18 protein-coding genes and 1 pseudogene are annotated in these 24,105 nt (G+C 58.7%); all 19 read left to right on the top strand.

Annotated elements, in window-relative coordinates; translation table 11 throughout:
- Positions 1-25: 25 nt before the first annotated feature.
- The 19 genes and pseudogenes from ACW4YW_RS06835 (at position 26) to ACW4YW_RS06745 (ending at position 24,101) form a co-directional block, all read left to right on the top strand.
- Positions 26-1,774 (top strand): sulfite reductase subunit alpha, encoded by a 1,749-nt coding sequence (locus ACW4YW_RS06835; RefSeq protein ID WP_457136892.1) that lies wholly within the window; start codon positions 26-28, stop codon positions 1,772-1,774.
- A gap of 300 nt (positions 1,775-2,074) precedes the next feature.
- A complete protein-coding gene (locus tag ACW4YW_RS06830) occupies positions 2,075-2,701 on the top strand; it encodes a hypothetical protein (RefSeq protein WP_457136891.1) in 627 nt (208 codons plus the stop codon).
- A complete protein-coding gene (locus ACW4YW_RS06825; protein ID WP_457136890.1) occupies positions 2,702-3,862 on the top strand; it encodes an efflux RND transporter periplasmic adaptor subunit in 1,161 nt (386 codons plus the stop codon).
- Entirely contained in the window at positions 3,859-5,805 is a 1,947-nt protein-coding gene (locus tag ACW4YW_RS06820) for a MacB family efflux pump subunit (protein ID WP_457136889.1), read from the top strand. Before ACW4YW_RS06825 ends, ACW4YW_RS06820 begins: the two co-directional genes overlap by 4 nt.
- A gap of 1 nt (position 5,806) precedes the next feature.
- Positions 5,807-7,195 (top strand): efflux transporter outer membrane subunit, encoded by a 1,389-nt coding sequence (locus tag ACW4YW_RS06815; RefSeq protein WP_457136888.1) that lies wholly within the window; start codon positions 5,807-5,809, stop codon positions 7,193-7,195.
- 194 nt (positions 7,196-7,389) lie between these two features.
- Positions 7,390-8,307, top strand: coding sequence for a tetratricopeptide repeat protein (locus tag ACW4YW_RS06810; protein WP_457136887.1), 918 nt, complete (start codon positions 7,390-7,392; stop codon positions 8,305-8,307).
- A 47-nt stretch (positions 8,308-8,354) separates the two neighbouring features.
- Positions 8,355-9,487, top strand: a pseudogene (locus ACW4YW_RS06805) (PepSY-associated TM helix domain-containing protein).
- Between the two features lie 29 nt (positions 9,488-9,516).
- Entirely contained in the window at positions 9,517-9,690 is a 174-nt protein-coding gene (locus ACW4YW_RS06800; RefSeq protein WP_457136886.1) for a hypothetical protein, read from the top strand.
- Between the two features lie 89 nt (positions 9,691-9,779).
- Positions 9,780-10,307 carry a sigma-70 family RNA polymerase sigma factor gene (locus tag ACW4YW_RS06795; protein ID WP_457136885.1) on the top strand — a complete coding sequence of 176 codons (528 nt, stop codon included), beginning with the start codon at positions 9,780-9,782 and terminating at the stop codon, positions 10,305-10,307.
- A gap of 13 nt (positions 10,308-10,320) precedes the next feature.
- Positions 10,321-11,304, top strand: a complete 984-nt coding sequence (locus tag ACW4YW_RS06790; RefSeq protein WP_457136884.1) for a FecR family protein — start codon at positions 10,321-10,323, stop codon at positions 11,302-11,304.
- 79 nt (positions 11,305-11,383) lie between these two features.
- The gene (locus ACW4YW_RS06785) at positions 11,384-13,816 is read left to right on the top strand and encodes a TonB-dependent siderophore receptor (protein ID WP_457136883.1); all 2,433 of its coding nucleotides are present in this window, start codon (positions 11,384-11,386) and stop codon (positions 13,814-13,816) included.
- Between the two features lie 193 nt (positions 13,817-14,009).
- The gene (locus ACW4YW_RS06780) at positions 14,010-14,519 is read left to right on the top strand and encodes a sigma-70 family RNA polymerase sigma factor (protein ID WP_457136882.1); all 510 of its coding nucleotides are present in this window, start codon (positions 14,010-14,012) and stop codon (positions 14,517-14,519) included.
- A gap of 6 nt (positions 14,520-14,525) precedes the next feature.
- The gene (locus tag ACW4YW_RS06775; protein ID WP_457136881.1) at positions 14,526-15,482 is read left to right on the top strand and encodes a FecR domain-containing protein; all 957 of its coding nucleotides are present in this window, start codon (positions 14,526-14,528) and stop codon (positions 15,480-15,482) included.
- A gap of 113 nt (positions 15,483-15,595) precedes the next feature.
- Positions 15,596-18,094 carry a TonB-dependent siderophore receptor gene (locus tag ACW4YW_RS06770; protein WP_457136880.1) on the top strand — a complete coding sequence of 833 codons (2,499 nt, stop codon included), beginning with the start codon at positions 15,596-15,598 and terminating at the stop codon, positions 18,092-18,094.
- 198 nt (positions 18,095-18,292) lie between these two features.
- A complete protein-coding gene (locus tag ACW4YW_RS06765; protein WP_457136879.1) occupies positions 18,293-18,946 on the top strand; it encodes a PEP-CTERM sorting domain-containing protein in 654 nt (217 codons plus the stop codon).
- 383 nt (positions 18,947-19,329) lie between these two features.
- Positions 19,330-19,848, top strand: a complete 519-nt coding sequence (locus ACW4YW_RS06760) for a sigma-70 family RNA polymerase sigma factor (RefSeq protein ID WP_457136878.1) — start codon at positions 19,330-19,332, stop codon at positions 19,846-19,848.
- Complete coding sequence (locus ACW4YW_RS06755; protein WP_457136877.1) at positions 19,845-20,831, top strand: FecR family protein; 987 nt, start codon at positions 19,845-19,847, stop codon at positions 20,829-20,831. Before ACW4YW_RS06760 ends, ACW4YW_RS06755 begins: the two co-directional genes overlap by 4 nt.
- A gap of 187 nt (positions 20,832-21,018) precedes the next feature.
- Positions 21,019-23,445 carry a TonB-dependent siderophore receptor gene (locus ACW4YW_RS06750; RefSeq protein WP_457136876.1) on the top strand — a complete coding sequence of 809 codons (2,427 nt, stop codon included), beginning with the start codon at positions 21,019-21,021 and terminating at the stop codon, positions 23,443-23,445.
- A gap of 125 nt (positions 23,446-23,570) precedes the next feature.
- Positions 23,571-24,101: a sigma-70 family RNA polymerase sigma factor gene (locus tag ACW4YW_RS06745; RefSeq protein ID WP_230348405.1), complete on the top strand. Its 531-nt coding sequence runs from the start codon at positions 23,571-23,573 to the stop codon at positions 24,099-24,101.
- The last annotated feature ends 4 nt before the right edge of the window (positions 24,102-24,105 follow it).

Here is a 24,105-nt window from a genome sequence, read left to right as displayed (position 1 = left end):
GCATGCATTTGTTGACGACCAGATAATGAAGATTCCTTACATTCCTGAAGATTCACCGTTCAATCAAGACCAGAAGGCCTGGCTTGCCGGCTTCATGGCCGGTTTGCAGACCAGGCTGCTCAATACCGATAGCGGCAGCGGGCGCGGCAAGCCGCCGATTTATATTCTCTACGGATCGCAAACCGGCAATGCGGAGGGCCTGGCTGCCACGGCTGCCAGCGTGGCCAAGCAGCAAGGGCTGGAGCCTGTCGTGAAGGCGCTGGACGAAGTCGAACTGGAAGAGCTCGGCGCCATGCGCCGGGTATTGATCGTCACTTCCACATACGGCGAAGGCGAAATGCCGGACAACGCCCAGTTGTTCTGGGAAGCATTGTCATCCGAACATGCCGAGCGGCTTGAGGATATGAGCTTCGGCGTGCTGGCGATTGGCGATACCGGTTACGACGGTTTCTGCGAAGCCGGCAAGAACCTGGACACCCGCCTGGAACAGTTGGGCGCCAAACGCCTGCTGGCGCGCGTGGACTGTGACGTGGATTATGAAGAGCCCGCGAATGCCTGGATCGAGGCTGCCCTGCCCTTGTTCGCGGAAGTGGAAGGCGGCCCGGACGAAGCCGCTGCAGCCCCTGCGGCTGCCGATACTCCCGCTCCCGCAGCATCCACCTATAACCGCAAGAATCCATATGCCTCCACATTGGCAGTGAACCGCCGCCTCTCGGGCCAGGGTTCAGGCAAGGAAATCCGCCATTACGAATTCGACCTCGGCGACAGCGGCATTCATTACGAGGCCGGCGATGCGCTCAACGTGGTGCCGGAAAACAATCCCGAGCTCGTGGGCCTGATCCTGGAGCGCCTGAACGCCAAGGCGGACGCTGCGGTCGCCAAGCACGACCAGCCACTGGCAGAGTTGCTCACGCGCGGGTTCGAGATTTCCACGCCGTCGCGCGAATTGATCGCGGCGGTCGAACAACGCGCCGGCAACGCAGACCTGAGCCGTCTCGTGCAAAGCGGCGACAAGGCGGCGCTGGAAAACTGGCTCTGGGGCAAGGATATCCTCGACCTGCTGCAATTGAATCCGTCGCTGAACTTGAGCGTGGATGAGTTCGTCAGCCTGCTCAAGCCGTTGCAGCATCGCGCCTACTCGATTTCCTCCAGCTCGCTGGCGAACCCCGAGCGCATCCACCTCACTGTCGCAAGCGTGCGGTACGTCTCCGGTGGCAGGTCTCGTGGCGGCGTATGTTCCACCTACCTGGCCGAGCGCGTGCCGGAAGGCGGCCAAGCCGGCATCTTCCTCACTACCAACAAGTCCTTCCGCGTGCCCGCTGACAAGAACGCTCCCGTGATCATGGTGGGCCCGGGCACCGGCATCGCGCCTTTCCGTGCCTTCCTGCAGGAGCGCCATGCGTCTGAAGCACCAGGCAAGAACTGGCTGTTCTTTGGCGACCAGACTCGCGCCAGCGACTTCATCTACGAAGACGAGCTTACCGCCATGATGAATGACGGCGTGCTCAATCGCCTCGACCTTGCCTTCTCGCGCGATCAGGCCGAGAAGATCTATGTGCAGACCCGCATGAGGGAAAACGGCAAGGAGCTATATGCCTGGCTGCAGGATGGCGGTCATTTCTACGTCTGTGGCGATGCGAGCCGTATGGCCAAGGACGTCGACCAGGCGCTGCACGACGTGGTCGCTGAGCACGGCGGCCTGGATGCCGAAGGGGCGACTGCCTACGTCAACCAGCTGAAGCGCGAGAAGCGCTACCTGCGCGACGTTTATTAAGGACCGCTACAAAACCCTTCTGGCGTTGTTGCTCTGCCTTGCCGTACGACTTGTACTACCTTTGGCATAGCGCCTAGCCAGAATCGCTTCGCTGGGTTTTGCTGCCGGCTCTGGATAAATAGCCATTCCAAGCATATAAAAAAACGGGGCTTCATGCCCCGTTTTTTCTGGCTGTTTAATACGTAGCGCCTGCCTATTTTTATGAAATTTTCTGTGCAGGGGTGTCCTTTTTTCATTCTCGCGTGTCATTACTAGTGAGAACGCAATTTTTACTCACGCTATAACGAGAATGGAAAACACATGAGAACACGACAATCCTTGGCTGCCCGCTGGGCCATTGCCGCAATGGCATTGCTTGCGAGCTTCAGCGCCGCTGCAAACTACCTCTGGCTGGAGCCGGATGAAGGCGGCGCGAAAGCCTACCTGGGGCTTTACGAGTCCGCGCGGCTCGATCCTGCCGGCCTGAGCGCCGTGCGGGGGCTGCTGGCCGATGGCAAGGAGCTGGCAACCAAGGTCGAGGTCGACCGCGTGCAGGTGACGGCACCGGCCGGCGGCGATATCCGGTTGACAGCGCAAGCGGTGGGTCAGGACAAGGTGCTGCATTTCTACCAGGCAAAGTTCGGGCGTAATGAGACCAAGGCCGTGAACGACCTCGAGCTGGTACCGACCGAGGCTGGCGGCAATACCTTCAAACTGGTATGGAAGGGAAACACGGTCGCGGCCTCGCAGGTCAACGTGAGCACCAGCGAGGGCTGGATCCGCACCTTGAAGCCGTCGGAAGACGGCACTGTGACGCTCACCACCCCGTTCGCGGGCATCTATATCCTCGAAGTCACCGCGCGCGTCAACGGCAGCATGACCTACCAGGGCACCAAGTATGACGATGTGCGGCATACTGCGACATTGAGTTTCGAGGTCAAGCGCTAGATGAGGCGGGGGAAGATTGCACTGCTAGCCGTCGTGCTGGCAGTGGTTGGCGCAGCCTGGCTTGCACGCAGCCAGGACCCGGCTGACGCTTTCGAGATCGAGCTGGTCAAGCGCGGGGATATCGAGCACAACGTCACGGCCATCGGTACCTTGCAGCCGCTCAGCTATGTCGATGTCGGCGCGCAGGTATCCGGCCAGATCCTGGCCTTGCATGTGGAGCCAGGCGACACGGTCCAGAAAGGCCAGTTGCTGGCCGAGATCGACCCGCGCGTGCCCCAGGCGACCGTCGATGCCGGTCGTGCCGCATTGGCCGGTTTGCAGGCCCAGTTGCAGGAGCAGGAGGCGCAATACGTGCTGGCCAGCCAGCAGCATGAGCGCCAGCAGCAGATGCAGGCGGACGGCTCGACACGTACCGAGGAGGTGCAGCAGGCGCAGGCTGCCCTGAAAACCGCGGCGGCGAGGATCAACAACCTCAAGGCGCAGATAGACCAGACCCAATCGACCCTGCAGGGGAGTGAAGCCCTGCTCGGCTTCACCAAGATTTATGCGCCCATGTCCGGCACGGTGGTCTCGATCGAGGCCAAGACCGGGCAGACCCTGAATGCCACCTACCAGACCCCCACCTTGCTGCGGATCGCCGACCTCTCCACCATGACCGTATGGACGGACGTTTCCGAGGCCGACGTGCGGCATGTCAAACCCGGCATGCAGGTCTATTTCAAGACATTGGGCGGGGACGAGCGCCGCTGGAACAGCACCGTGCGCCAGGTGCTGCCAGCACCGCCCAAACCCGAAGGCGCCAGCACTACCACGACGCAAACGCCGAGCAGCAACAAGGTCGTGCTCTATACCGTGCTGTTCGATGTCGACAACAGCGATGGCGAGCTGATGCCGCAGATGACCGCGCAAACCTCATTCGTCGTGGCAGCGGCCAACCGGATACTCACCGTGCCGATCATGGCGCTCACTGAAGTCGATGCCAAAGCGGGTAAGTACAAGGTGCGCGTGCTGGACAAGGACGACAAGGTGTTATGGCATGAGGTCACGACAGGCGTGCGTACGCGTTTGCGTGCCGAAGTGTTGTCCGGCCTTTCGGAAGGCGAGCGGTTGATCACGGCGGACAAGACGCCCAAGCCCAGCCCCTGGAGATTCCAGTTTTGAGTGATCGCCAGCCCCTGATCTCGCTGGTGGATATCCGCAAACACTATGGTGGCGGGGACAAGCCCCGGGTGGATATCCTGCACGGTATTTCACTGGATATCCATGCCGGCGAATTCGTGGCGATCGTCGGCGCTTCCGGCTCGGGCAAGTCCACTTTAATGAATATTCTGGGCTGCCTGGATAAGCCGAGCTCGGGCCAGTATCGTTTTTCCGGGCGCAATGTGGCGGAGATGGACGTCGACGAGCTGGCGTGGCTGCGCCGCGAAGCGTTTGGCTTCGTCTTCCAGGGCTACCACCTGATTGCGACCGAGACCGCGCAGGAAAACGTGGAAATCCCGGCGCTCTACGCCGGCATGCCGGAGCACGAACGTGCGGCGCGTGCCCGGGCATTGCTAGGCCGGCTTGGGCTGGCCGAGCGTTTGCATTATCGCCCCAAGCAATTGTCCGGCGGCCAGCAGCAGCGCGTGTCTATCGCGCGTGCGCTCATGAACGGCGGCCGCATCATCCTGGCCGATGAGCCGACCGGCGCGCTCGATTCGCGCAGCGGCGAGGAGGTCATGCGCCTGCTCAACGAACTGGCCGAGGCAGGCCATACCATCATCCTCATCACCCACGACCGCGATGTGGCCGCCAATGCGCGTCGCGTGATCGAGATCCGCGACGGCCATGTCATCAGCGATACCGGCTCCGTGCAACGTACTGCCAGCGATGCGGCGCCTGCGTTCAAGCTGGAAGCCGATGCGGGACAGGTACAGTGGCGCGGCGACTTCCTCGAGGCATGCCGGGCGGCCTGGCGCGTGATGTGGGTCAACCGCTTCCGCACTGCGCTGACCCTGCTCGGCATCATCATCGGCGTGGCATCGGTGATCGTGATGATGGCAGTGGGCATGGGCACCAAGGAACGCGTGGTGGCGGAATTGGGCGCCTTCGGCACCAACCATATCTACGTGAGGCCCAAGCATGAAAGCTCGCGCGTGCCGGGCCGCGGCATCAGCGTGGGCGACCTTGAGGCCATCGGCGAGGTGCCGCTGATTACGTACGTATTGCCCAACCTTTCCGGCAGCAAGGTCGTGCGCTATGGCAACGAGGATGTGCAGACCCGCATCAAGGGGTCGGGCGCGGCGATGTCGCGCATGTTGAACTGGCCAGTGGTCAATGGGTCTTTCTTTAGCGAGGAGGATGACCAGCGCATGGCGACGGTGGCGGTCATCGGCCCGCGCCTGGCGCAAAACCTGATGCCGGACGTGGAAAACCCGGTGGGCGAGACTATCCTGATCGGCAACGTGCCGTTCCAGGTGATCGGGGTGCTGGGCTCGAAAGGCGCCTTGACCGGCGACCAGAGCGACGACGACCTGGTGGTCATTCCCTACTCCACCGCTAGCATGCGCGTGTTTGGCGAGCGCGATCCTTCCTACGTCACCCTCGAAGTGGGCGACATGAAGCAAATCGATGCCGTGGCAAAAGCCGTGGACGACGTGCTGTTTTCCCGCCACCAGATCCGCGATTACGGGCTGGACAATGCAGCCGGCTGGATTGCCGCCCAGGCCAAGACGCAGGACAGCATGGGCGTGATGCTGGCCTTGATCGCCGTCATTTCGCTCATTGTCGGCGGCATAGGCGTGATGAACGTCATGCTGATGACGGTGCGGGAGCGTACGCGCGAGATCGGCATCCGCATGGCGACCGGCGCGCGTCAGCGCGACATCCTGCAGCAATTCCTCACCGAGGCGGTACTGGTCACCACGGTCGGCGGGGTGACCGGCGTGGTATCCGGCCTGGCGATAGGCGTCGTGCTGGTGTTCTGGGGCATGCCCGTGATCTTTTCCCTGAGCGCCATCATTGGCGCATTCTTCTGTTCCGTGATTACCGGGCTGGTCTTTGGTTTCATGCCTGCGCGCCAGGCCGCCAAGCTTGACCCGGTGGTCGCCCTTGCCAGTGAGTGACATGAAAGTCCTGCGTTTATTCCTGCTGTTGCTATTGCCTGCCTGCACCAACGTCAAACCGCCGCAATTGCAGGCCGAGGACGGCTTGCGCAACCTGCCTGCACAGTGGCGCAATAGCGCGTCCGGTACTGAGCTTGAGGCACCACAGGCGCGGGATGGCGACTGGTGGCAGTCTTTCGGCAGCAGTGCGCTGGCGGGCATGGTGCAGCAGGCGCAACTGGACAGCTACGATATTGCCGCTGCCATTGCCCGTGTCGAGCAGGCACAGCACCTAGCCGTGGTTGCCGGGGCGCCCCTGCTGCCGGAAGTCTCCGCTATCGGCAATATCGGCCGCCAGCAGCGGCTGGGAGGAAGCAGCGATGCCAATCGCCTGAGCACTTATTCCGCAGGTTTGCTCGCGAGTTATGAAATCGATTTCTGGGGCAAGAACCGCGCCGCCTACCAGGGAGCGTTGAGCAATCTCCGCGCCACCGAGTTCGATCGCGACAGCATGCGGGTGACTCTGGGCGCCAATGTCGCCATGACCTGGGTGGAGGCAGTCGGCCTGGCCGAAAGAGTCGGCATAGCCAGGAGCAACCTGGAGAACGCCGAGCGTGTCTTGGCCCTGGTCGAGTCACGCTACCGCGCAGGGGCTGCCACTGCGATCGAGCAGGCTCAGCAGCAGGGTCTGGTGGCAACCCAGCGCCGCACCGTGGCTTTGCTGCGGCAACAGCAAGGCAATGCCGAAGCCGCCCTGGCAACATTGGCGTCGAGGCCGGTGGGAGAGTTGCAGCTCATGGAGAACAGCGTGCGTCAATTGCAGCTGCCGATAGCCGATTCGGGCGTGCCCTCTGAATTGCTGGTCCGCCGACCGGACATTGCCCTGGCCGAGGCCAGGCTGCTTGCCGCCGATGCCGACATCCAGGTGGCGCGGGCCGCAATGCTGCCCAGCATCCGCCTGACAGGCGGTTTTTCCAGCAATAGTGAGCACTTGCGCGATTTCTTCGATGCGCCTTTATACAACCTGGCAGCCGGGCTGACGGCCCCAATCTTCAACGCCAGTCGCCTTGCCGCGCAACGCGACTTTGCGATCGCGCGCCGCAAGGAACTGCTGGCGAATTACCGCCAAGCCATCATTGCCGCGCTAGGCGATGTCGAGGCGGCGCTCAACCGGATTTCAGGGCTGGAGCAGCAGGCTATCGCGCAAACCCTGGCGCTGGAGAATGCCGAACGCGCCTTTGCCCTAGCCCAGTCGCGCTACCAGGCAGGCGCGGAAACCATGCTGACCATGCTTGATACGCAACGTACCCTGTTCACGGCACAGGACCTGGACCTGCAGCTACGCCAGCAACGTCTGCAAGCCGCTGTCGATCTTTATCGCGCCTTGGGCGGAGGTTGGCAACGCCCGTAGCAAGGAGGCTATGCGATGCAAAACGCTGTAAGGCAGAGAGGGCGCGTTTTGTAGCCAGGTCCTCGGGCTTGTCCCGTCAGCATGCTCGCCGCAGTGTAAATCCTCGCCGCATTCTAATTGACCGCATTGGGCAGGATGGATGGGCAGGATTTGGTGTATAGTCACCTCCTGATTAATTCCTGTTCTCACTCAGCATGTCTGCCAGCAGTGCCCAATCCATTACCCCTGAACACCTGAACAGCATCAGTACGGAAGAGCTGAAGCGCCGTCTTGCGGGCGATCCGCGCGAGGCCGTGCAATGGATACGGGCGCTGGCTGAACAAGGCGAGCCGGAGGCGCAGGCATTGCTCGGGCAGGCTTATCTTGACGGGCACGGCCTGCAGCAAGACCCCAAGCAGGCCAGGGTCTGGTTCCGCAAGGCCGCGGAAGCGGGCCACCTGCTTGGGATGAACATGCTCGGGCGCGCCTACGACCAAGGCTGGGGCGGGCCGGTGGATTATGCCTGCGCTGCATACTGGTTCCGCACGGCGGCCAACCAGGGGCTGGATTGGGGCATGTACAACTATGGCCACCTGCTGCTGCATGGGCTGGGCGTGGAGAAAGACGAGCCACAGGCGTTCGACTGGTACAACAAGGCGGCAGAGTTAGGGCACGCCAAGTCGCTGGGCGTGGTCGGCAGGTTTTTCGAGGAAGGCTGGCTGGGCGAACAGGATAGGGAAAAGGCCTTCGACTATTACCGCCGTTCGGCCGAGGCGGGCGATTTCCGCGGGCAATACAACTATGCCCTGATGCTGTCGGAACGCGGCCAGCCCGAAGGCGCACGCCGCTGGATGCGCGAAGCGCTGGTCAATGCGCACCTGGTATTTTCCCGCACCATGGCGGCCAATTTGCTCAAGCACCCTCACCTGGCTTTACGCCAAGTGGGCATCGAAGCCCTGCACAAATGCGCGCAACAGGGCGATGAGCACGATGCATATGCCTATGCCAGGTTCCTGTTGGGCCAGGGAGATAGCGCCAGTCTCTCCGTGGGTCGCTGGTGGCTGCGTTGCGCGGCGCGCCAGGGCCATGTGCAGGCGCAAAAGGAAGCTTCCCGTCACATCAGCCTGAGCTGAATATAGTGTACTGATTTCTAGCAGGAAGTCTGCCTCAAGAGGAACAGATGAGCATCAGAAAGTGGTATCTCGTACATAAATGGACTAGCCTGGTATGCACGGCATTTTTGCTGATGCTGTGCATTACAGGGCTGCCGTTGATATTTCATGAAGAGATCGAGCACCTTTCCGGCGTGGTGGAGGCTCCGCCCATGCCTGAGGATACGCCCTATGCCAGCCTGGACAAGGTGGCGGAGGCTGCGCACAAGCAGCGCCCGGGCGACGTCATCCGCTTCATGTTCTGGGAGCAGGATGAGCATCCGCATGTGACATTGGTCTCGATGGCGGAATCCATGGATGCGCCGCCCGATGCCGGCAAGATCGTATTGATCGACAGCCGTACCGCCCAGATATTGGACGAACCACCGCCCGACCGTGGGTTCATGTATGTGATGTTCAAGCTGCACGTCGACATGTTCGCCGGCCTGCCCGGCATGCTGTTCCTCGGGTTCATGGGCCTGTTGTTCGCGGTGGCGATCGTTTCCGGCATCGTCTTGTACCACCCTTTCATGCGACGGCTGGATTTCGGCACCATCAGGCGCGAAAAGCAGGCGCGCCTGAAATGGCTGGATATCCACAACCTGCTGGGCGTTGCCACGCTGGTTTGGGCGCTGGTGGTCGGGTTGACGGGCACCATCAACACCTTGAGCCAGATCGTGATTTTTATCTGGCAAAGTGACCAGATGGCGGAAATGACCGCACCGTACAAGGATTTGCCGGTGCCCACAACATTCGGCTCATTGCAGGCGTCGATCGATACCGCAAAACAGGCGATTCCCGACATGCACGTGAATTTTGTCGCCTTCCCGGGCAGCATGTTTTCCAGCCCGCACCATTACACCGTGTTCATGAAGGGCAATACGCCTGTGACCTCACGCCTGCTCAAGCCGGCGCTGGTGGATGCCCAGACCACCGAATTGACGGATGCGCGCGAGATGCCCTGGTACGTGAAAACATTGCTGCTGTCCCAGCCATTGCACTTCGGGGACTATGGCGGTTCCCATTGAAGGTGATCTGGGCCCTGCTGGACTTGGTCACTATCGTGGTGCTCGGCAGCGGCCTCTATCTCTGGTTCAAGCGCCGCAAGCAGACGGAAAAGCGCCTGACGGAGCTGGAGCAGCACCATGCGGCCCGTGCCTAAATCATGACCGGCTTTGGGGAAACCAGGATATGAACAAGCGTTTTACCGATATATGGGGCTGGCCGATCCTGCTGGCGGTGCTCACGACGTTAGGCCTGCTGTCGGCCTTGCTGGGCGTCGGCATCTGGCATTGGCTGGCCTGGGCCAGCCTGGCGGTGCCGCTTATCGTGATCTGGCATTATTGGCTGCGGCCTAAGCGGTGAGTGGCAGGTCAAGTTAAAGGCCGCTTGTGCGAATGACCGGTAAGGGCATAAAATGAGAATTGTTTTTATTAACAAAGCTCCGCCATTCCATGCCTTCCTCCCAGCCCACGGTCACCCAGCGCTTGAGCGCGCTTTACAGTGATCATCATGGATGGCTGTTTGCCTGGCTGAGAAAGAAACTCGGTTGCCCGCACGAGGCGGCAGACCTGGCGCAAGACACCTTCACCCGCATCCTTGCTTCGCGCGATGCCCTGTTCAATATGCAGGAGCCGCGCGCCTATCTCACCACGACGGCCAAGCACCTCTTGCTGAACCAGGCCAGGCGGAGGGCGATCGAGGAAGCCTACCTTGCAGGCCTGATGGCATTGGGCGAGGACCATGCGCCTTCCGCCGAGCAGGTGACAGCCGCCATCGAGGCGCTGGAGCAGATCAGCATGGTGCTGCAAGGGTTGGCCCACAAGCCGAGAGAGGCCTTCCTCATGCGCTACCTGGATGGCATGTCCCATGCCGAGATTGCCGCCAGCCTCGATGTATCCACCAAGATGGTGCAGAAATATCTGGTGAGCGCCCTGGTGCATTGCCATGCCGCGCTGGGCAAGCATGCGGGCGGCTTGTGAGGGAAAACGCATAATGGCTTCAGTCGCGGAACAGGCAGCCGAATGGTTGATGCGTCTTGAGGATGAGGCGCACCAGCCCGGCCTGCAGGCGCAATTCCAGCAATGGCAGGCGCAGGACCCGGCGCATGCCGAGGCCGTGCAGCAAATGCAGGGGCTCATCCACCAGCTTGAAGGCCTGCGCCCGCAATCCGGCATAGCCCATCAAGCGATCCAGGCCGGTGTGAAACCGCACCGCAAGCCAGCCAGGCGTGCGGCCAACATGCTGGCGGCCCTGCTGGTGTTCGCTTTGCCGGTAGGCATGCTGTTGCAACACTATCCCCTGGCGTATTGGCTCTCTGACCTGCATACCGCAACAGCGGAGTGGCAATCTGCTGAGTTGCCGGACCAAAGCCAGATTACCCTGAACGGGCATACCGTGGTGGACGTGGATTTTAGCGGCAAGCTGCGCGCACTCCACCTGCATCAGGGGGAAATCCTCGTGGATGTTGCCAAGGATGCCGCGCGGCCTTTCGTCGTCAACACGGCGCAAGGCAGTGTGACGGCATTGGGTACGCGTTTTGTGGTGAGCCAGCGTGGGGATGTCACTGAAGTTGCCATGCTGGAATCCAAGGTCAGGGTGGCGTCGGGCAGGTCGTCTAGCGAGGCTGGGCCGGCAGCCGACATTGCCCAGGGCGAAGCCATCGAGATCACCCCGCACGGCCTGGGCAAGGCCCATGTAATTGATCCTGCCAGCATCAGCGATGCCTGGAGATTGCACCAGCTGGTGGTGCAAGACCAGCCCTTGCCAGAAGTGCTGGCGACGCTGGCGCGGCATCGCAAGGGATACCTCCGCTTCGATGCCGAGTCGTTGGCCCGCTACCAGGTCACGGCCGTATTGCCGCTGGACGATACGGATAAGGCGCTGGCGCTGCTGACCGAGAGCTTTCCGGTCAGGGTCAAGCGCTTTACGCCTTGGCTGGTCACGGTGCAGGACGCTGCCGCGACTGATTCTCATTAAATTTTTACTTCCTGGTTCCAGTTTCCGGTTGCCAAGTGTCTTGGTAATTGAAACCGTTCATCAGGGAGTAAAACACAACATGCCACAACCGATTAAACCAGGCTTCAGGCTGGCACCCGTCATGCTTGCCGTCCACTTGGCCTGCGTGCCCGTATTGTTCAGCGGCCTTGCCCATGCCGACAATCTCGCTGCCGCCCAGCAATACGACATTCCCTCCGGACCGCTTGCGGCGGCGCTGACGCGCTTCGCGCAACAGTCTGGGGTCGCCATTTCTGTCGATGCGGCGGAGATCAAGCACCTGCAAAGCCAGGGCTTGAAGGGAAATTACAGCGTAGAGGACGGTTTTAACAAGATACTGGCCGGCACCGGCTACGGCGCGGAAAAAACCGCTGCCGGCTATGCCCTGCGCAAAGCCGCTGACGTGCGCGATGATGCAAGCCGCAGCGACGCATTGCCTGAAGTTAGCGTCACGGCGGCTAGATCGCGCGAATCGCGCGCGGTCAGCGAGGGTACAGGTTCCTATGCCGCACGTGCTGCGACCATAGGAAAAGGCGAACAGTCACTACGCGACATTCCTCAATCCGTCAGCGTCGTCACGCGCCAGCGCATGGATGAGCAGAACCTGACGACGCTGGATAATGTGCTGATGCAGACGACGGGCGTGACACGTCAAGCTCGTAATTATGGGCACAGTGTTTATTATTCGCGCGGTTTTGCCATCGGCAACTATATGACTGATGGTGTCCCAATGGGAGATTATGGCGGTATTGGCTTGACGCCGGATACTGCGATACTGGATCGGGTAGAGGTGATGCGTGGTGCGCCAGGGTTACTTATCGGGAATGGAGATCCAGGCGGCACCGTGAATATGGTGCGCAAACGTCCTTTGGCAGAAAAGCAGATACAGCTGACTGCACGGGCCGGGAGCTGGGATTATTACCGTCTTGATGGGGATATCACCGGCCCGCTCAATGATGCTGGTACCTTGCGCGGCAGGCTGGTGGCAGGATATGAAGATAGGCATTATTTTGTCGATGAGGCGCAAAGCAAGATACCTCTGCTATATGGCATTATCGAAGCCGATTTGGGCAAGGATACCGTGGCTGCGTTCGGTGTGCGTTACCAATCCTACAGGCAAGATGGCGGACGTTGGATTGCCGGCTTGCCTCGATCCACTGATGGTAGTGACTTGAAATTGTCCCGCTCGACTTCACTGGGGCCTAGCTGGACTAGTTATGATAGTGAAATGAAGGAGGTGTTTGCTGACCTGACACATCATTTGAATGATGACTGGAAAGTAAAGCTGAGCGCTAATTACCAGAATAGCAATCGTCAGGATGCCCCAATGTTGCATAATCGTGCCGCTGTCGACCCGATCACCATGACGGGCTTGGCATTGAGAGGTATTGATTATGAAGATGTGCAATACCGCAATACAGGGGTAGATGCACAACTAAATGGCAAGTTTTCTGCCTGGGGCCAGCAGCACGAGATGTTTGTCGGTGCCAACTGGCAACGGAACAAGTTAGCCTACAAGTATCTGACGTCTCTGTATGGTACGGCAATTCCCATCAACCTCAATAATTACAGTCTGTCATCCCTGCCCAGGATTTACCGAGGGGCTTACGATACATTTGGCTCCAGCACGACGACGACTCAAGGCTTTTATGGCAATGTCCGCTTGCAAATCATAGACGATCTGAAGCTGATTCTGGGTGGACGCGTCAGTTGGTACGAATACGATGGCGGGTCAAGCCAGTACAAGCAGACGCATGAAGTGACGCCTTATGCAGCCGTGATTTACAAGCTGGATGAGCGCTGGTCTTTGTATGGCAGCTATACCGATATATTCCAGCCGCAGAGCAGCAACTATACGGCCAGCGGGAATGCATTGTCTCCGGCCATGGGCAAGAATTATGAGGCTGGTATCAAAGGCGAACTCTACGATGGCAAGCTGAATGCCTCATTGGCAGTATTCCGGATTGATCTGGAAGATGTTGCCTTGGTTGATCCATTTAACCAAGGCGGTTGCCAAGGTGGGAACGATTGCTATATCAATGCCGGTAAGCAAAAAAGCCAGGGTCTGGAAGCTGAGGTGAATGGCGAGATTTTGCCAGGCTGGCAGGCTTTTGCCGGTTATACCTACAATGCATCCAAGTTTGTGAGAACAGCAAATGGGGCTACTGACGGTACCAGAGTGGGGGCTGATCATAACCCGCGCCATTTGCTGAGAATGTGGCAAACCTACCGCTTGCCTGGTGACTGGGAGAAGGTCACGCTAGGTGGTGGCGTTACTTTGCAAAGTGAAACCAATACTGCGTTTGGAACCATCAAGTATCAGCAGTCTGGGTATGCTGTGTGGAATGCGTTTGCCAGTTATAAAGTGGATGAACACTGGACGGCTGCACTCAACATAAACAACCTGTTTGATAAGCGTTATTACACTACGCCTAGCGGTGCCATATATGGTGAACCTCAAAGCTTCATGCTGAGCTTGCGCGGTAGTTTCTAACGCACCACTCACGATAGTCCTTCTATCACCACCAGGCCGCAGGAGTGCAACATTGAGTGTTGTATTCCTGCGGCTTTTTGCATGTTTTTATTGACAATAATTCTTATTTACTTAACCATTCGCCTTGATTGCCGATTCGTTGTTTTAGATACCGAACCTGCGTTTTCCCAATTGATCCCTCTAGCGAATGTTCATGTCAGATCAACCCGCCTCCCCTCATGCCAGCTTCGGCGAGCTATATCAAGCGCATCATGGCTGGCTGGTGAATCTGCTCAGGCGCAAACTCAGTTGTAACCATCAGGCGGACGACCTTGCCCAGGACACGTTTACCCGGATCTTGTCTTCCCGCAGCGAGATCGCGGAGATCAAGGAACCTCGGGCTTTCCTGACGACTGTCGCCAAGCGCCTGCTCGCCAACCACTACCAGCGCCAGACGCTTGAACAGGCCTATCTGCAGGCATTGGCTGTGATGCCTGAGCCGGAGGCGGTATCCCCCGAGCAGCGGCTCTTGATCCTACAGACGCTGCACGAGATCGATGAAATGCTGGATGGATTATCCGCCAAGGCCCGCACTGCCTTCCTGTTGTCGCAGCTGGAAGGCCTGACCTATGACGAAATTGCATTGCGCCTGCAGATATCGACGCGCACGGTAAAGCGCTACATGGCATTGGCATTCGAGCAATGCCTGTTGGCGATGATGTGAGGCGCTATGGAGCATCCCGCGCCTAGCCACGCCGTCATCCGGCAAGCGGCCAAGTGGCTGGCATTATGGCATTCCGGCGCCATGACCGATGCCGACAGGCGCAAGCTGGCGGATTGGCGCGCTGCAAAACCGGAGCATGAGCAGGCCTGGCGCCATGCCGAGCTGCTGGCACAGAAATTCGCCACAATCCCCGCAGAGCTTGGCGTACCGGTGCTGGCGAGGGAAGTCAGCCGCCGCGATTTCATCAAGCCCCTGGCGTTGTTCATGGTCGCCATGCCGGCCGGGCTGCTGGCGTATCGTTATACCCCTTGGCAGGAATGGATGGCCGATTACCGCACTGCGACCGGCGAGCGCCGGGAGGTGGTGCTGGCTGACGGCAGCCGCGTCCTGTTGAATACCGCCAGCGCCATTAATGTGGCGTTCGACAACGAGCAGCGGCAAATCCGCTTGCTCGCGGGAGAAATCCTGGTGCAGACCGCACTGGACCCTCATCCTGCGCACCGCCCGTTCATTGTCCAGACCGCGGAAGGTGGCTTGCGGGCATTGGGCACGCGTTTTACGGTGCGCCAGCAGCAAGGATTGACCCAGCTTGCCGTGATGGAAGGCGCGGTTGAGGCAGCCCCGGCAACGGCAAGGCAGCAGGCTGGCATCGTCCAGGCTGGCCAGCAATCCAGCCTGACCGAGCGGGAGATGCATGCTGTCGAGGCATTGGACGACAAGCGTGCTGCCTGGGCGGATGGCATCCTCTACGTCGATAAAATGCCGCTGGAGGAGTTCGTTGCCGAGCTTGGCCGTTATCGGACCGGCGTGGTGCGCTGCGAGCCTGATGTGGCGCAGCTGGCGGTTTCCGGCGTGTTCCAGCTCAAGGATACTGACCGCATCCTTGCCGCCTTGCAGAATACCCTGCCGGTGCAGCTGCATTGGCGCACCCGTTACTGGGTCACCATCGCGCACCGCGAATAACGCAATCTACCGGTCCAGCTTTTTACGGCCATTGAGTCCGGTTTGTCCCCTTTTCTGATCTCGCCTGACATTGGGAATGTAACGATCAAAAACCAATGAACAGGATAATTTCTATGCAACAGGGTAATCACAGCCCGGCACTGCGGCGTAAAAGCAGTGTCGTGGCTTTGCAATTGGCGTTCATGATGATGGCTGTTGCTGTCGGCCACACGAGCGCATATGCGGCCGAGCCATCGGCTATCGATAGCAGGCAGACATACCATATTCTGGCAGGCCCCCTTGATAAGGCATTGGCTGCCTTCGCCGGGGTCAGCGGCATCAATCTTTCACTTAACCCAGCATTGACGGCAGGCTTGCAGAGCCAGGGTTTGCAGGGCAGTTATGGCGTCAAGGAAGGTTTTAACCGCTTGCTGAACGGAAGCGGCCTTGAGGCTGTCGTCGATGACAGCGGCAACTGGAAGCTGCGCAAGGCGGCGGCATTGCAGGGCGCTACTGATAAGCCGAGTGCTACCCTGCCGGAAGTCAGTGTCGTTGCCGGCCATGACCGTGAATCCAAGGCCATCAGCGAAGGCACGCGCTCCTACGCGGCGCGCGCCGTCACGATTGGGAAGGGCGAGCAATCCCTGCGTGAAACGCCGCAATCCGTCAGCGTGGTCACGCGCCAGCGCATGGATGACCAGAACCTGACGACATTGGATAGCGTATTGATGCAGACCACAGGCGTGACCCGTCAATTCCGCAACTTCGGCCACTCTGTTTATTATTCCCGTGGTTTTGCCATCAGCAATTTCATGGCGGATGGTGTGCCCATGGGGGATTATGGCGGTATGGGGGTAGCGCCGGATACGGCGATGCTGGATCGTATCGAGGTGCTGCGTGGTGCCCCGGGCCTCCTGGTTGGCAATGGCGATCCAGGTGGTACGGTGAACATGGTGCGCAAACGCCCCTTGGCTGAGAAGCGGGCCCAGGTGACAGCGCGCGCGGGAAGCTGGGATTACTACCGACTGGATGGGGACGTCACCGGCGCGCTCAATGACGCTGGCACCCTACGCGGCAGGTTGGTGGCCGGGTATGAAGACAGGCATTATTTCTATGACGAAGCCAAGACCAAGCTGCCTTTGCTCTACGGCATTCTTGAAGCGGATCTTGGCGCCAATACGGTGGCGGCAGTGGGTGTGCGTTACCAGGACCATAAACAGAACGGCGGGCGCTGGGTCGGGGGCTTGCCTTTGTCCAGCGATGGCTCTGACATGAAGCTTTCCCGCTCCACATCGTTAGGGCCGGGCTGGACCAGCTACGAAAGTGAAGTGAAAGAGATATTTGGCGATGTGACGCATCACTTCAATGATGACTGGAAACTCAAGATCAGCGCCACACACCAGCGCGTCACACGCACTGATGCCGCGATGCAAAGGTCGTCGTATGTCGATCCGCAGACAGGGATCATATCCTTTAGCCGAATGAATTTTTCTGAAAACAAGATCGAAAAGAATGTGGCCGACATTCAGTTGAACGGCAAATTCACCGGTTGGGGACAAGAGCACGAAATGTTCCTAGGGGCCAATTGGCAGGAAGACAAGACGCTTTCATCGCGGAGTTATCTCGCACCTTATAGCCCCAATGTAAGCGCCAATATTTATGACCTGGATTTATCCAGCTTGCCGAGGCTGTACCGCGGGGCTTATGGCCCGGCTTCCAACCAGGAGTCCACCACGCAGGGCCTGTATGGCAATGTGCGGTTGCAATTGGTGGATTCACTCAAGCTGATTCTGGGCGGGCGCGTCAGTTGGTATGAGTTCGAAAATTCCAGCAATACCTCCTATAAACAGACGCGCGAAGTCACGCCGTATGCAGCCTTGATCTGGCGCATCAATGACACTTGGTCTGCTTACGGCAGTTATACGGATATCTTCTTGCCGCAAAGTTCTTCCTACACGGCGGCTGGCAACCCGTTGGAGCCGGCCATGGGCACTAATTACGAAGCCGGCGTCAAGGGCGAGTTCTATGGCGGCAAGCTGAATACTTCATTAGCCTTGTTCCGGATCGACCAGGACAACCGCGCCATGACCGATCCCAGATTTCCCACCAATTGCCCGGCCTCCCCTGTAGGCGGCGGATGTTCGATCAATGGCGGCAAGGTCAGGAGCGAAGGGGTTGAAGCTGAGGTCAACGGGGAAGTCTTGCCTGATCTCCAGCTTTCCGCAGGTTACACATTCAACGCCGCGAAATATCTCAAGGACAGAAGCGCAACTGGCGCGCCCACCTTGGATGAGGGTAACCGCTTGATGGGCGATCATAATCCCCGGCATTTGCTGCGAACGTGGGCTACCTACAAGCTGCCTGGCGAGTGGGATAGGTTCACTGTGGGAGGTGGGTTCACGTTGCAAAGCAAATTATCGTATGTCGATCCCTACGGACCGGCTGGAACCGTGACGCGCAACCAGCATGGATACTCCGTCTGGAATGCATATGCGAGTTACCGGATTGATGAGCATTGGATTGCCGCGTTGAACATCAACAATATTTTCGATACGCGCTATTACACCGATGCCTTGCGCAGCCAATATGCCGAACCGCAAAGCGTCATGCTGACTGTGCGTGGCAATTTCTAACGCATGCACCTCAAATTCTGAAGAATCTTCTGCCCTGTGAGGCCCGGAAGGCAGCCATCGGGCAGAGGATGTTCAGTTATATAAATTGCAAGTATGAGTTTTAATTGACATAAATAAATGATAAGACTTATCATTATTGTTCCTAATTAACTCATGGCAGTACGCTCATAGTCGCTGCCACACTAAGGGGAATTCAATATGATCAAGCATCTAGTAGGTTCAGCCGCACTGGCAGTCACCATGATGGCCTCTGTCGCCCAGGCGAACGACACCGCAGCGCCGTTTGTCGATGTTGCGGATTCTGCCGAGTTCAATGGCTGGAACAGCCTCGTGAGCTCAACAGTGACTGCAGCTCAAATCGTAGCTGGCTACAATGCCAACGTCGCGGGTTCTGGCGATGCCGTATTTACCCGTATTGCGGGCACTGCATACCCTGCGGGCGGGGGCTTGTATGAATGGCAAGGCGCTTTCTCCACCTTCACGCTGACAGATTTCACGGTAGCAGACAGCCTGACTTCCGTCGTGTTCCAAAGCCATAGCGCAGCAGGCGGCACCGGCAAGGGCCTGTATGACGTTTCCCTGAGCTACACCATTGACGGCGTCGATTACCTGGCTGCCTTGGTCGATAACAATGCTCAAGCAGACGCTTACAAGTATTTCTCCTGGGATCTGAGCAGCGTGACCGGCATTGATGCAATCAAGGTGACATTCTCCACAGAAGCGCATGCCAATTCCTTCGCATTCCAGCTCGACCAAGTGGTAGCGGCAGTTCCAGAGCCTTCCGAATATGCCCTGTTGCTGGCTGGCCTGGCCTTCGTAGGCTTTGCCGCACGTCGCAAGCAGCAAGCCTAAGCTAAAAGCTGAAGTTTGAAGTAAAAACGGCAACCTCGAGAGGTTGCCGTTTTTTTGCCTGCCTTTAAGATAAAAGCCCTGACAAGTCAGGGCGGTAGCCAGGGATAATCGCAATCTTCGGGGGGAATGGATGATATGACCAAGCTACGCGACCTATCCTAGCCTGCTTGTGTGATAGTTGAGTTGTATCTTCATGACGGTTTGATGACAGATGGCTATAATCCGCTAAACCCCTATTGCAAATGTTGTTGACAATGATTTTCATTTAAACCATGATAGGCATCATACATTCTTGGCACTCTAACTTTCTCCGCCAATAATGTACTCTCACAAGGCTAGCAGTTCCTGCTGGCCTTCTTTTTATGATACTGGGTCGGCACGTCATGGCTAACAATTCAGCATCTCGGCACCACTTGTTAGCCGAATGGTATCGCAATCATCATGGCTGGCTGGTCGGTTGGCTGAAACGCAAGCTTGAGGGCGCCGCGCATGCCGATGATTTGGCCCAGGAAGCGTTCGTGCGGCTGTTTAAGGCGTCGCAGCTGGAAGACGTACGCGAGCCCCGTGCCTTCCTCACGGTGGTCGCGAAGCGCGAACTGTATAACTTCTGGCGGCGGCGCGAGCTGGAACAGGCCTATCTCGACGCCCTGGCGCAGATGCCGGAAGAGCTCGGCCTTTCCCAGGAAGAATATGCCTTGCTCAGGGAAGCCATCCTCATCATCGACCGCCAGCTTGAAGGCCTGCCAGGAAAAGTGAAGCAGGCATTCCTGCTCAACCGCCTGGAAGGCTTGACCTATGTGGCGATCGCGCAGGAAATGAATCTCTCTGTCGCGACGATCGAGCGCTACATGAAGCAGGCCATCATGCATTGCCACCTGGCGCGTCTCGAGGGCAGGCTATGAGCCAGCAAGCCTTGTCCCATGAAGCGATCGAGGCTGCCGTCGACTGGCTGGTCAAGCTGAGTTCGGGCGCAGTGAGCGACGAGGTGAGCACGCAATTCCAGTCATGGCTGGATGCCGACACCCATCATCAGGCAGCATGGCAGCAGCTTGCCCAGAGCATGTCTGGGTTCGAGCAGGTCCAGCACCTAACGAACCGGCAGGCGGGACATGCGAATGCGGTGCGCCAGGCGTTGGCGGGCAAGCATGTTTCCGCAGAGCGCCGCCACTTCCTGAAAGGCGGCGCTGCCGTCGTCGCGCTCGGCTTGGGCACGGCATACCTGACCAACCGGGTCACTCCCCTCACCCACATCACGTCGGACCATGTCACGCCTACCGGCGAGCGCAAGGATATTGCCCTCGCCGATGGCACCCGGGTGCAGCTCAATGCGCGCTCCGCGCTCGACATTGACTTTTCCGAGAAGCAACGCGTGCTCACCTTGCACCGGGGCGCCTGCATCGTCGATGTGGCGCCGGACGCCTTGCGGCCTTTGCTGCTGCGCACCGTGCATGGCGTGGTGCATGCTAACGGCGGGTGCCGCATGCTGGCGGGGATCTCGGGCGGGCAAAGTTATGCCATGGTGCAGCAGCAATCGCTGGTGGTCGCGCCGCTGCATCACCGCGAAGCGGTATTGACCTCCGGTGAAGCCGTCGCTGCCTGGTTCGATCAGCATACCCTGACGCTGAAGCCGGCCAATGTGAAGGCCAGCATGGCGTGGGAGCACGGCATGCTGGATGTGCGCGACCAGAGCCTGGAGGATGTGGTGGAGAGCCTGCGCGCCTACCATGCAGGCTGGATCAGGCTGTCGCCGCGCGCTGCGGGCTTGCGCGTATTCGGCATGTTCCAGCTGGATGACGTCTGGCAGGTCATGCATGCATTGCAGTCCATTCTGCCGATCAGCGTCCGGCGTTACGGCAACTTGCTGACCATGATCGACCTGGCCTAGCGCCGCTGACAAAATCCTTTCGTCGTTGTTGCCCTATTTGTTCTACCTGAACCATAGCGCCTAGCAAGAATTACTTTGCTGAGTTCGTTGCAGTGCCTAGAAAAATGTTCAGAAAAAATTGAGGGGTTTTCCCGGGATTGTTGGACAAGGAAATAGAAGCCTTCGATAACACTCAGGGAGCAACTCAATGCAGTCCACAGTTTTCCGGCCTTGCCTACTGGCACTGGCTATTGCCTCAATCTCTCCGCTTGCGCCGGCATTTGCGGCAGAACCAGCCGCACAAGCTGCAGCCGTGCAGTACAACATTGCAGCGGCGAGCTTGGCGGATGTATTGAGCCAGATTGCCGCTGCCAGCGGCCAGAATATTGTCGCCGAGCCCAAGCTGGTTGAAGGCAAGCGCGGCAGTGCGGTGCGAGGAAATTACACCCCGCGCCAGGCCATAGAACAGGCATTAATAGGAACCGGCCTGCAGGTGGTCGCCAATGAAGCGGGCAGCTTCGTCATCCGTGCGAGCGCACAGCTCAATAGCGCAGTGCAGGAAAACGCCTTGCCGGAAGTTGCCGTGAAGGCGGCGGCCTTCGAGGCGGTAACGGAAGGCAGCGGCTCCTACACCACGCAGGCCATGAGCACAGCCACCCGCCTGCCCCTGTCCATGCGGGAGACGCCCCAGTCTGTCACGGTAGTCACGCGCCAGCGCATGGATGACCAGGGCATGCTGAATATCAACGACGTGGTCAAAAGCACGCCAGGCATTTTCCTCAGTAACGCCGATGGCCCTGGGCGACCCAATTTCGAAGCGCGAGGGTTCGGGATCAGCAATATCATGTACGACGGGGCGCTGGTGCCATGGTCGTCCTACATTCCGAGCGCGCAGGCCAACCTGGCGATGTTCGACCGGGTGGAAGTGGTGCGCGGCGCGACCGGGCTCATGCAGGGGGCTGGCAATCCTTCGGCCGCGATCAACCTGGTGCGTAAAAGGCCGACTAGCGAATTTCAGGGCTCCTTGACTGCCTACGCAGGAAGCTGGGATAGCTACGGCAGCATTCTTGATCTGGGCGGCGCCTTGAATGAGGCGGCTTCGTTGCGCGGGCGCGTGGTGGCTTCCGTGCAGGAGGCGGGAAGTTTCCGCGACGGGCAGAGCTACGACAATCATCTGTTTTACGCAATCGGCGAGGCCGATCTCTCCGAGAAGACCACGCTGACCGTGGGCGCCTATACGCAGAAGGACGGAACAAATGGGGCCTGGTGGGGCGGGCTCCCCATCAACCCGGATGGCAGCCACGTCAACCTCAAGCGCTCTGCAACACTGACGAATAGCTGGGAATACCTGGACCAGGAAACCAAGAGCATTTTCGCCATTGTCGAGCACCGCTTCAATGACGACTGGAAGCTGAAGTTCAATACCACATATATGTGGAGCCATATCGACGGCCTTGGTACCTTCATGCGCAGCACGGTGACTGGCGGCAATATCAATCGCGACCTCATGACATGGCGCGGAGAGCAGGAAAACAAGGCATCCAGCTATGACGTGGTCGTGAACGGCAAGTATGAATTGCTCGGGCGGCAACACGAGCTGGTGTTCGGCGCCAATCGCAACCAGTTCGATTCCAGCCCGAAAAATTACGGAACGACGTATATCGGCAGCAATACGGATATCTACAATTGGAGCAGGCGCGCACTGCTCCAGCCCAACCTGCCCTACACCAGCACCGGCCATACGCGCACGCAACAGGATGCGGCCTACGTGACGACGCGCCTCAACCTGGCCGAGCAGTGGAAGCTGATACTGGGCGGCCGGTTGGATTGGTACGACTACGACAACTACCGTAATACCTCGGATTACAAGGTGGTGCGCAACGTCACGCGGTATGCGGGGCTGATATACGATATCAACGACCAGCACTCGCTGTATGCCAGCTTCACGGATATTTTCAGCCCGCAAAGCAGCATTGGGCGGGATGGCAACGTGATCCGTCCGATTGACGGCGAGAATTATGAACTCGGGCTCAAGGGCGAATACCTGGACGGCGCGTTGAATGCCAGCATTGCCTTGTTCCAGGTGAACCAGAAGAATCGCTCTCGCGCAGTTAGGGATGTCAGCGAGTGTCAGGTGGGCACGAGCTGTTCGGAAGCATCGGGCGAAGTGCGCAGCCGGGGCGTGGATATGGAGCTGCAAGGCGCATTGCGGCCCAATTGGCAAATCGGGGCCGGCTATACCTATACCAACACCGAATACATCAAGGACAACACTTATGACAAGGGTGACCGTTTCAATACGCTGCTGCCCGAGCATATGTTCAAGCTGACCACTGTCTACCGCTTCCTCGGCGATTGGGAGAATTGGAGAGTGGGTGCTAACTTGTATCGCCAAAGCCCTATGTATGCAACGGCGGAACAATCCGGCACTACCCATGATGTCGAGCAGAAAGCCTATACCCTGGTGGATGTGATCGTGGGCTACAAGGCAACCAAGAACCTTGATTTCCAGCTCAATATCAACAACTTGCTGGACAAGACCTATTACCGCGGCATATCCAACAGTGCCAACTGGGCCTGGGAAAGCTATGGCGAGCCCAGGAGCGCCAGGGTGACCGCCAGATATACTTTCTAACCGTTCTTCATCGTATCGACCGCTTTCCAGGCCGCAGCCCGGGAAGCGGTTTTTTATTGCTTAACTCAGGCATAAAATAATAAAATGAGAACCATTTCCATTCATTGACTGTGGTTCCTGCTGCCATGTCTTCGGCAAACACTCCTTCCCACACCGAGATTCTGCGTACCTTGTACCTTGATCACCAAGGCTGGCTGCAAAATTGGTTGCGGCACAAGCTGGGGTGCCATCACCAGGCGGCAGACTTGGCGCAGGAGACGTTTTGCCGCCTATTGTCGGTGTCCCGCGTCGATCTCGCGGACCTGAAAACGCCTCGCGCCTACCTCACTACCACCGCTACGCGCCTGCTGATAGACCAGGCCAGGCGGCAGAAGGTGGAGCAAGCCTACATCGAGGCATGGTCGCTGGCATGCGAGGGAACCCATTCCGTCGCGCCCGAGCAGCATCTCGAAGTCATCGAGACCCTGACCCTGATTGCCGGCATGCTGGAAAGCATGCCCGAAAAGCCGCGCCAGGCTTTCATGCTGAGCCGCCTCGAGAATCTTACCTACCCTGAAATCGGCATCGTGCTCGGGGTGTCCAGCAGCATGGTCAAGCAATACATCGCCCTCGCCATGGTGCATTGCCACAATATCGCCTATGGCGCGGATGCGTGACCGC

The sequence above is a fragment of the Methylobacillus pratensis genome, from assembly GCF_054072455.1.
Note: the sequence above shows the minus strand (reverse complement) of the source record. Positions and strands in the feature narration are given on the sequence as shown.

What these genes read in the sequence shown, in the direction of transcription:
- ACW4YW_RS06835 (WP_457136892.1), top strand. Translation starts at nt 26, where the DNA reads ATGAAGATTCCTTACATTCCTGAAGATTCACCGTTCAATCAAGACCAG.
- ACW4YW_RS06830 (WP_457136891.1), top strand. Translation starts at nt 2,075, where the DNA reads ATGAGAACACGACAATCCTTGGCTGCCCGCTGGGCCATTGCCGCAATG.
- ACW4YW_RS06775 (WP_457136881.1), top strand. Translation starts at nt 14,526, where the DNA reads ATGGAGCATCCCGCGCCTAGCCACGCCGTCATCCGGCAAGCGGCCAAG.
- ACW4YW_RS06790 (WP_457136884.1), top strand. Translation starts at nt 10,321, where the DNA reads ATGGCTTCAGTCGCGGAACAGGCAGCCGAATGGTTGATGCGTCTTGAG.
- ACW4YW_RS06745 (WP_230348405.1), top strand. Translation starts at nt 23,571, where the DNA reads ATGTCTTCGGCAAACACTCCTTCCCACACCGAGATTCTGCGTACCTTG.
- ACW4YW_RS06780 (WP_457136882.1), top strand. Translation starts at nt 14,010, where the DNA reads ATGTCAGATCAACCCGCCTCCCCTCATGCCAGCTTCGGCGAGCTATAT.
- ACW4YW_RS06765 (WP_457136879.1), top strand. Translation starts at nt 18,293, where the DNA reads ATGATCAAGCATCTAGTAGGTTCAGCCGCACTGGCAGTCACCATGATG.
- ACW4YW_RS06815 (WP_457136888.1), top strand. Translation starts at nt 5,807, where the DNA reads ATGAAAGTCCTGCGTTTATTCCTGCTGTTGCTATTGCCTGCCTGCACC.
- ACW4YW_RS06750 (WP_457136876.1), top strand. Translation starts at nt 21,019, where the DNA reads ATGCAGTCCACAGTTTTCCGGCCTTGCCTACTGGCACTGGCTATTGCC.
- ACW4YW_RS06785 (WP_457136883.1), top strand. Translation starts at nt 11,384, where the DNA reads ATGCCACAACCGATTAAACCAGGCTTCAGGCTGGCACCCGTCATGCTT.
- ACW4YW_RS06800 (WP_457136886.1), top strand. Translation starts at nt 9,517, where the DNA reads ATGAACAAGCGTTTTACCGATATATGGGGCTGGCCGATCCTGCTGGCG.
- ACW4YW_RS06795 (WP_457136885.1), top strand. Translation starts at nt 9,780, where the DNA reads ATGCCTTCCTCCCAGCCCACGGTCACCCAGCGCTTGAGCGCGCTTTAC.
- ACW4YW_RS06760 (WP_457136878.1), top strand. Translation starts at nt 19,330, where the DNA reads ATGGCTAACAATTCAGCATCTCGGCACCACTTGTTAGCCGAATGGTAT.
- ACW4YW_RS06770 (WP_457136880.1), top strand. Translation starts at nt 15,596, where the DNA reads ATGCAACAGGGTAATCACAGCCCGGCACTGCGGCGTAAAAGCAGTGTC.
- ACW4YW_RS06755 (WP_457136877.1), top strand. Translation starts at nt 19,845, where the DNA reads ATGAGCCAGCAAGCCTTGTCCCATGAAGCGATCGAGGCTGCCGTCGAC.
- ACW4YW_RS06825 (WP_457136890.1), top strand. Translation starts at nt 2,702, where the DNA reads ATGAGGCGGGGGAAGATTGCACTGCTAGCCGTCGTGCTGGCAGTGGTT.
- ACW4YW_RS06810 (WP_457136887.1), top strand. Translation starts at nt 7,390, where the DNA reads ATGTCTGCCAGCAGTGCCCAATCCATTACCCCTGAACACCTGAACAGC.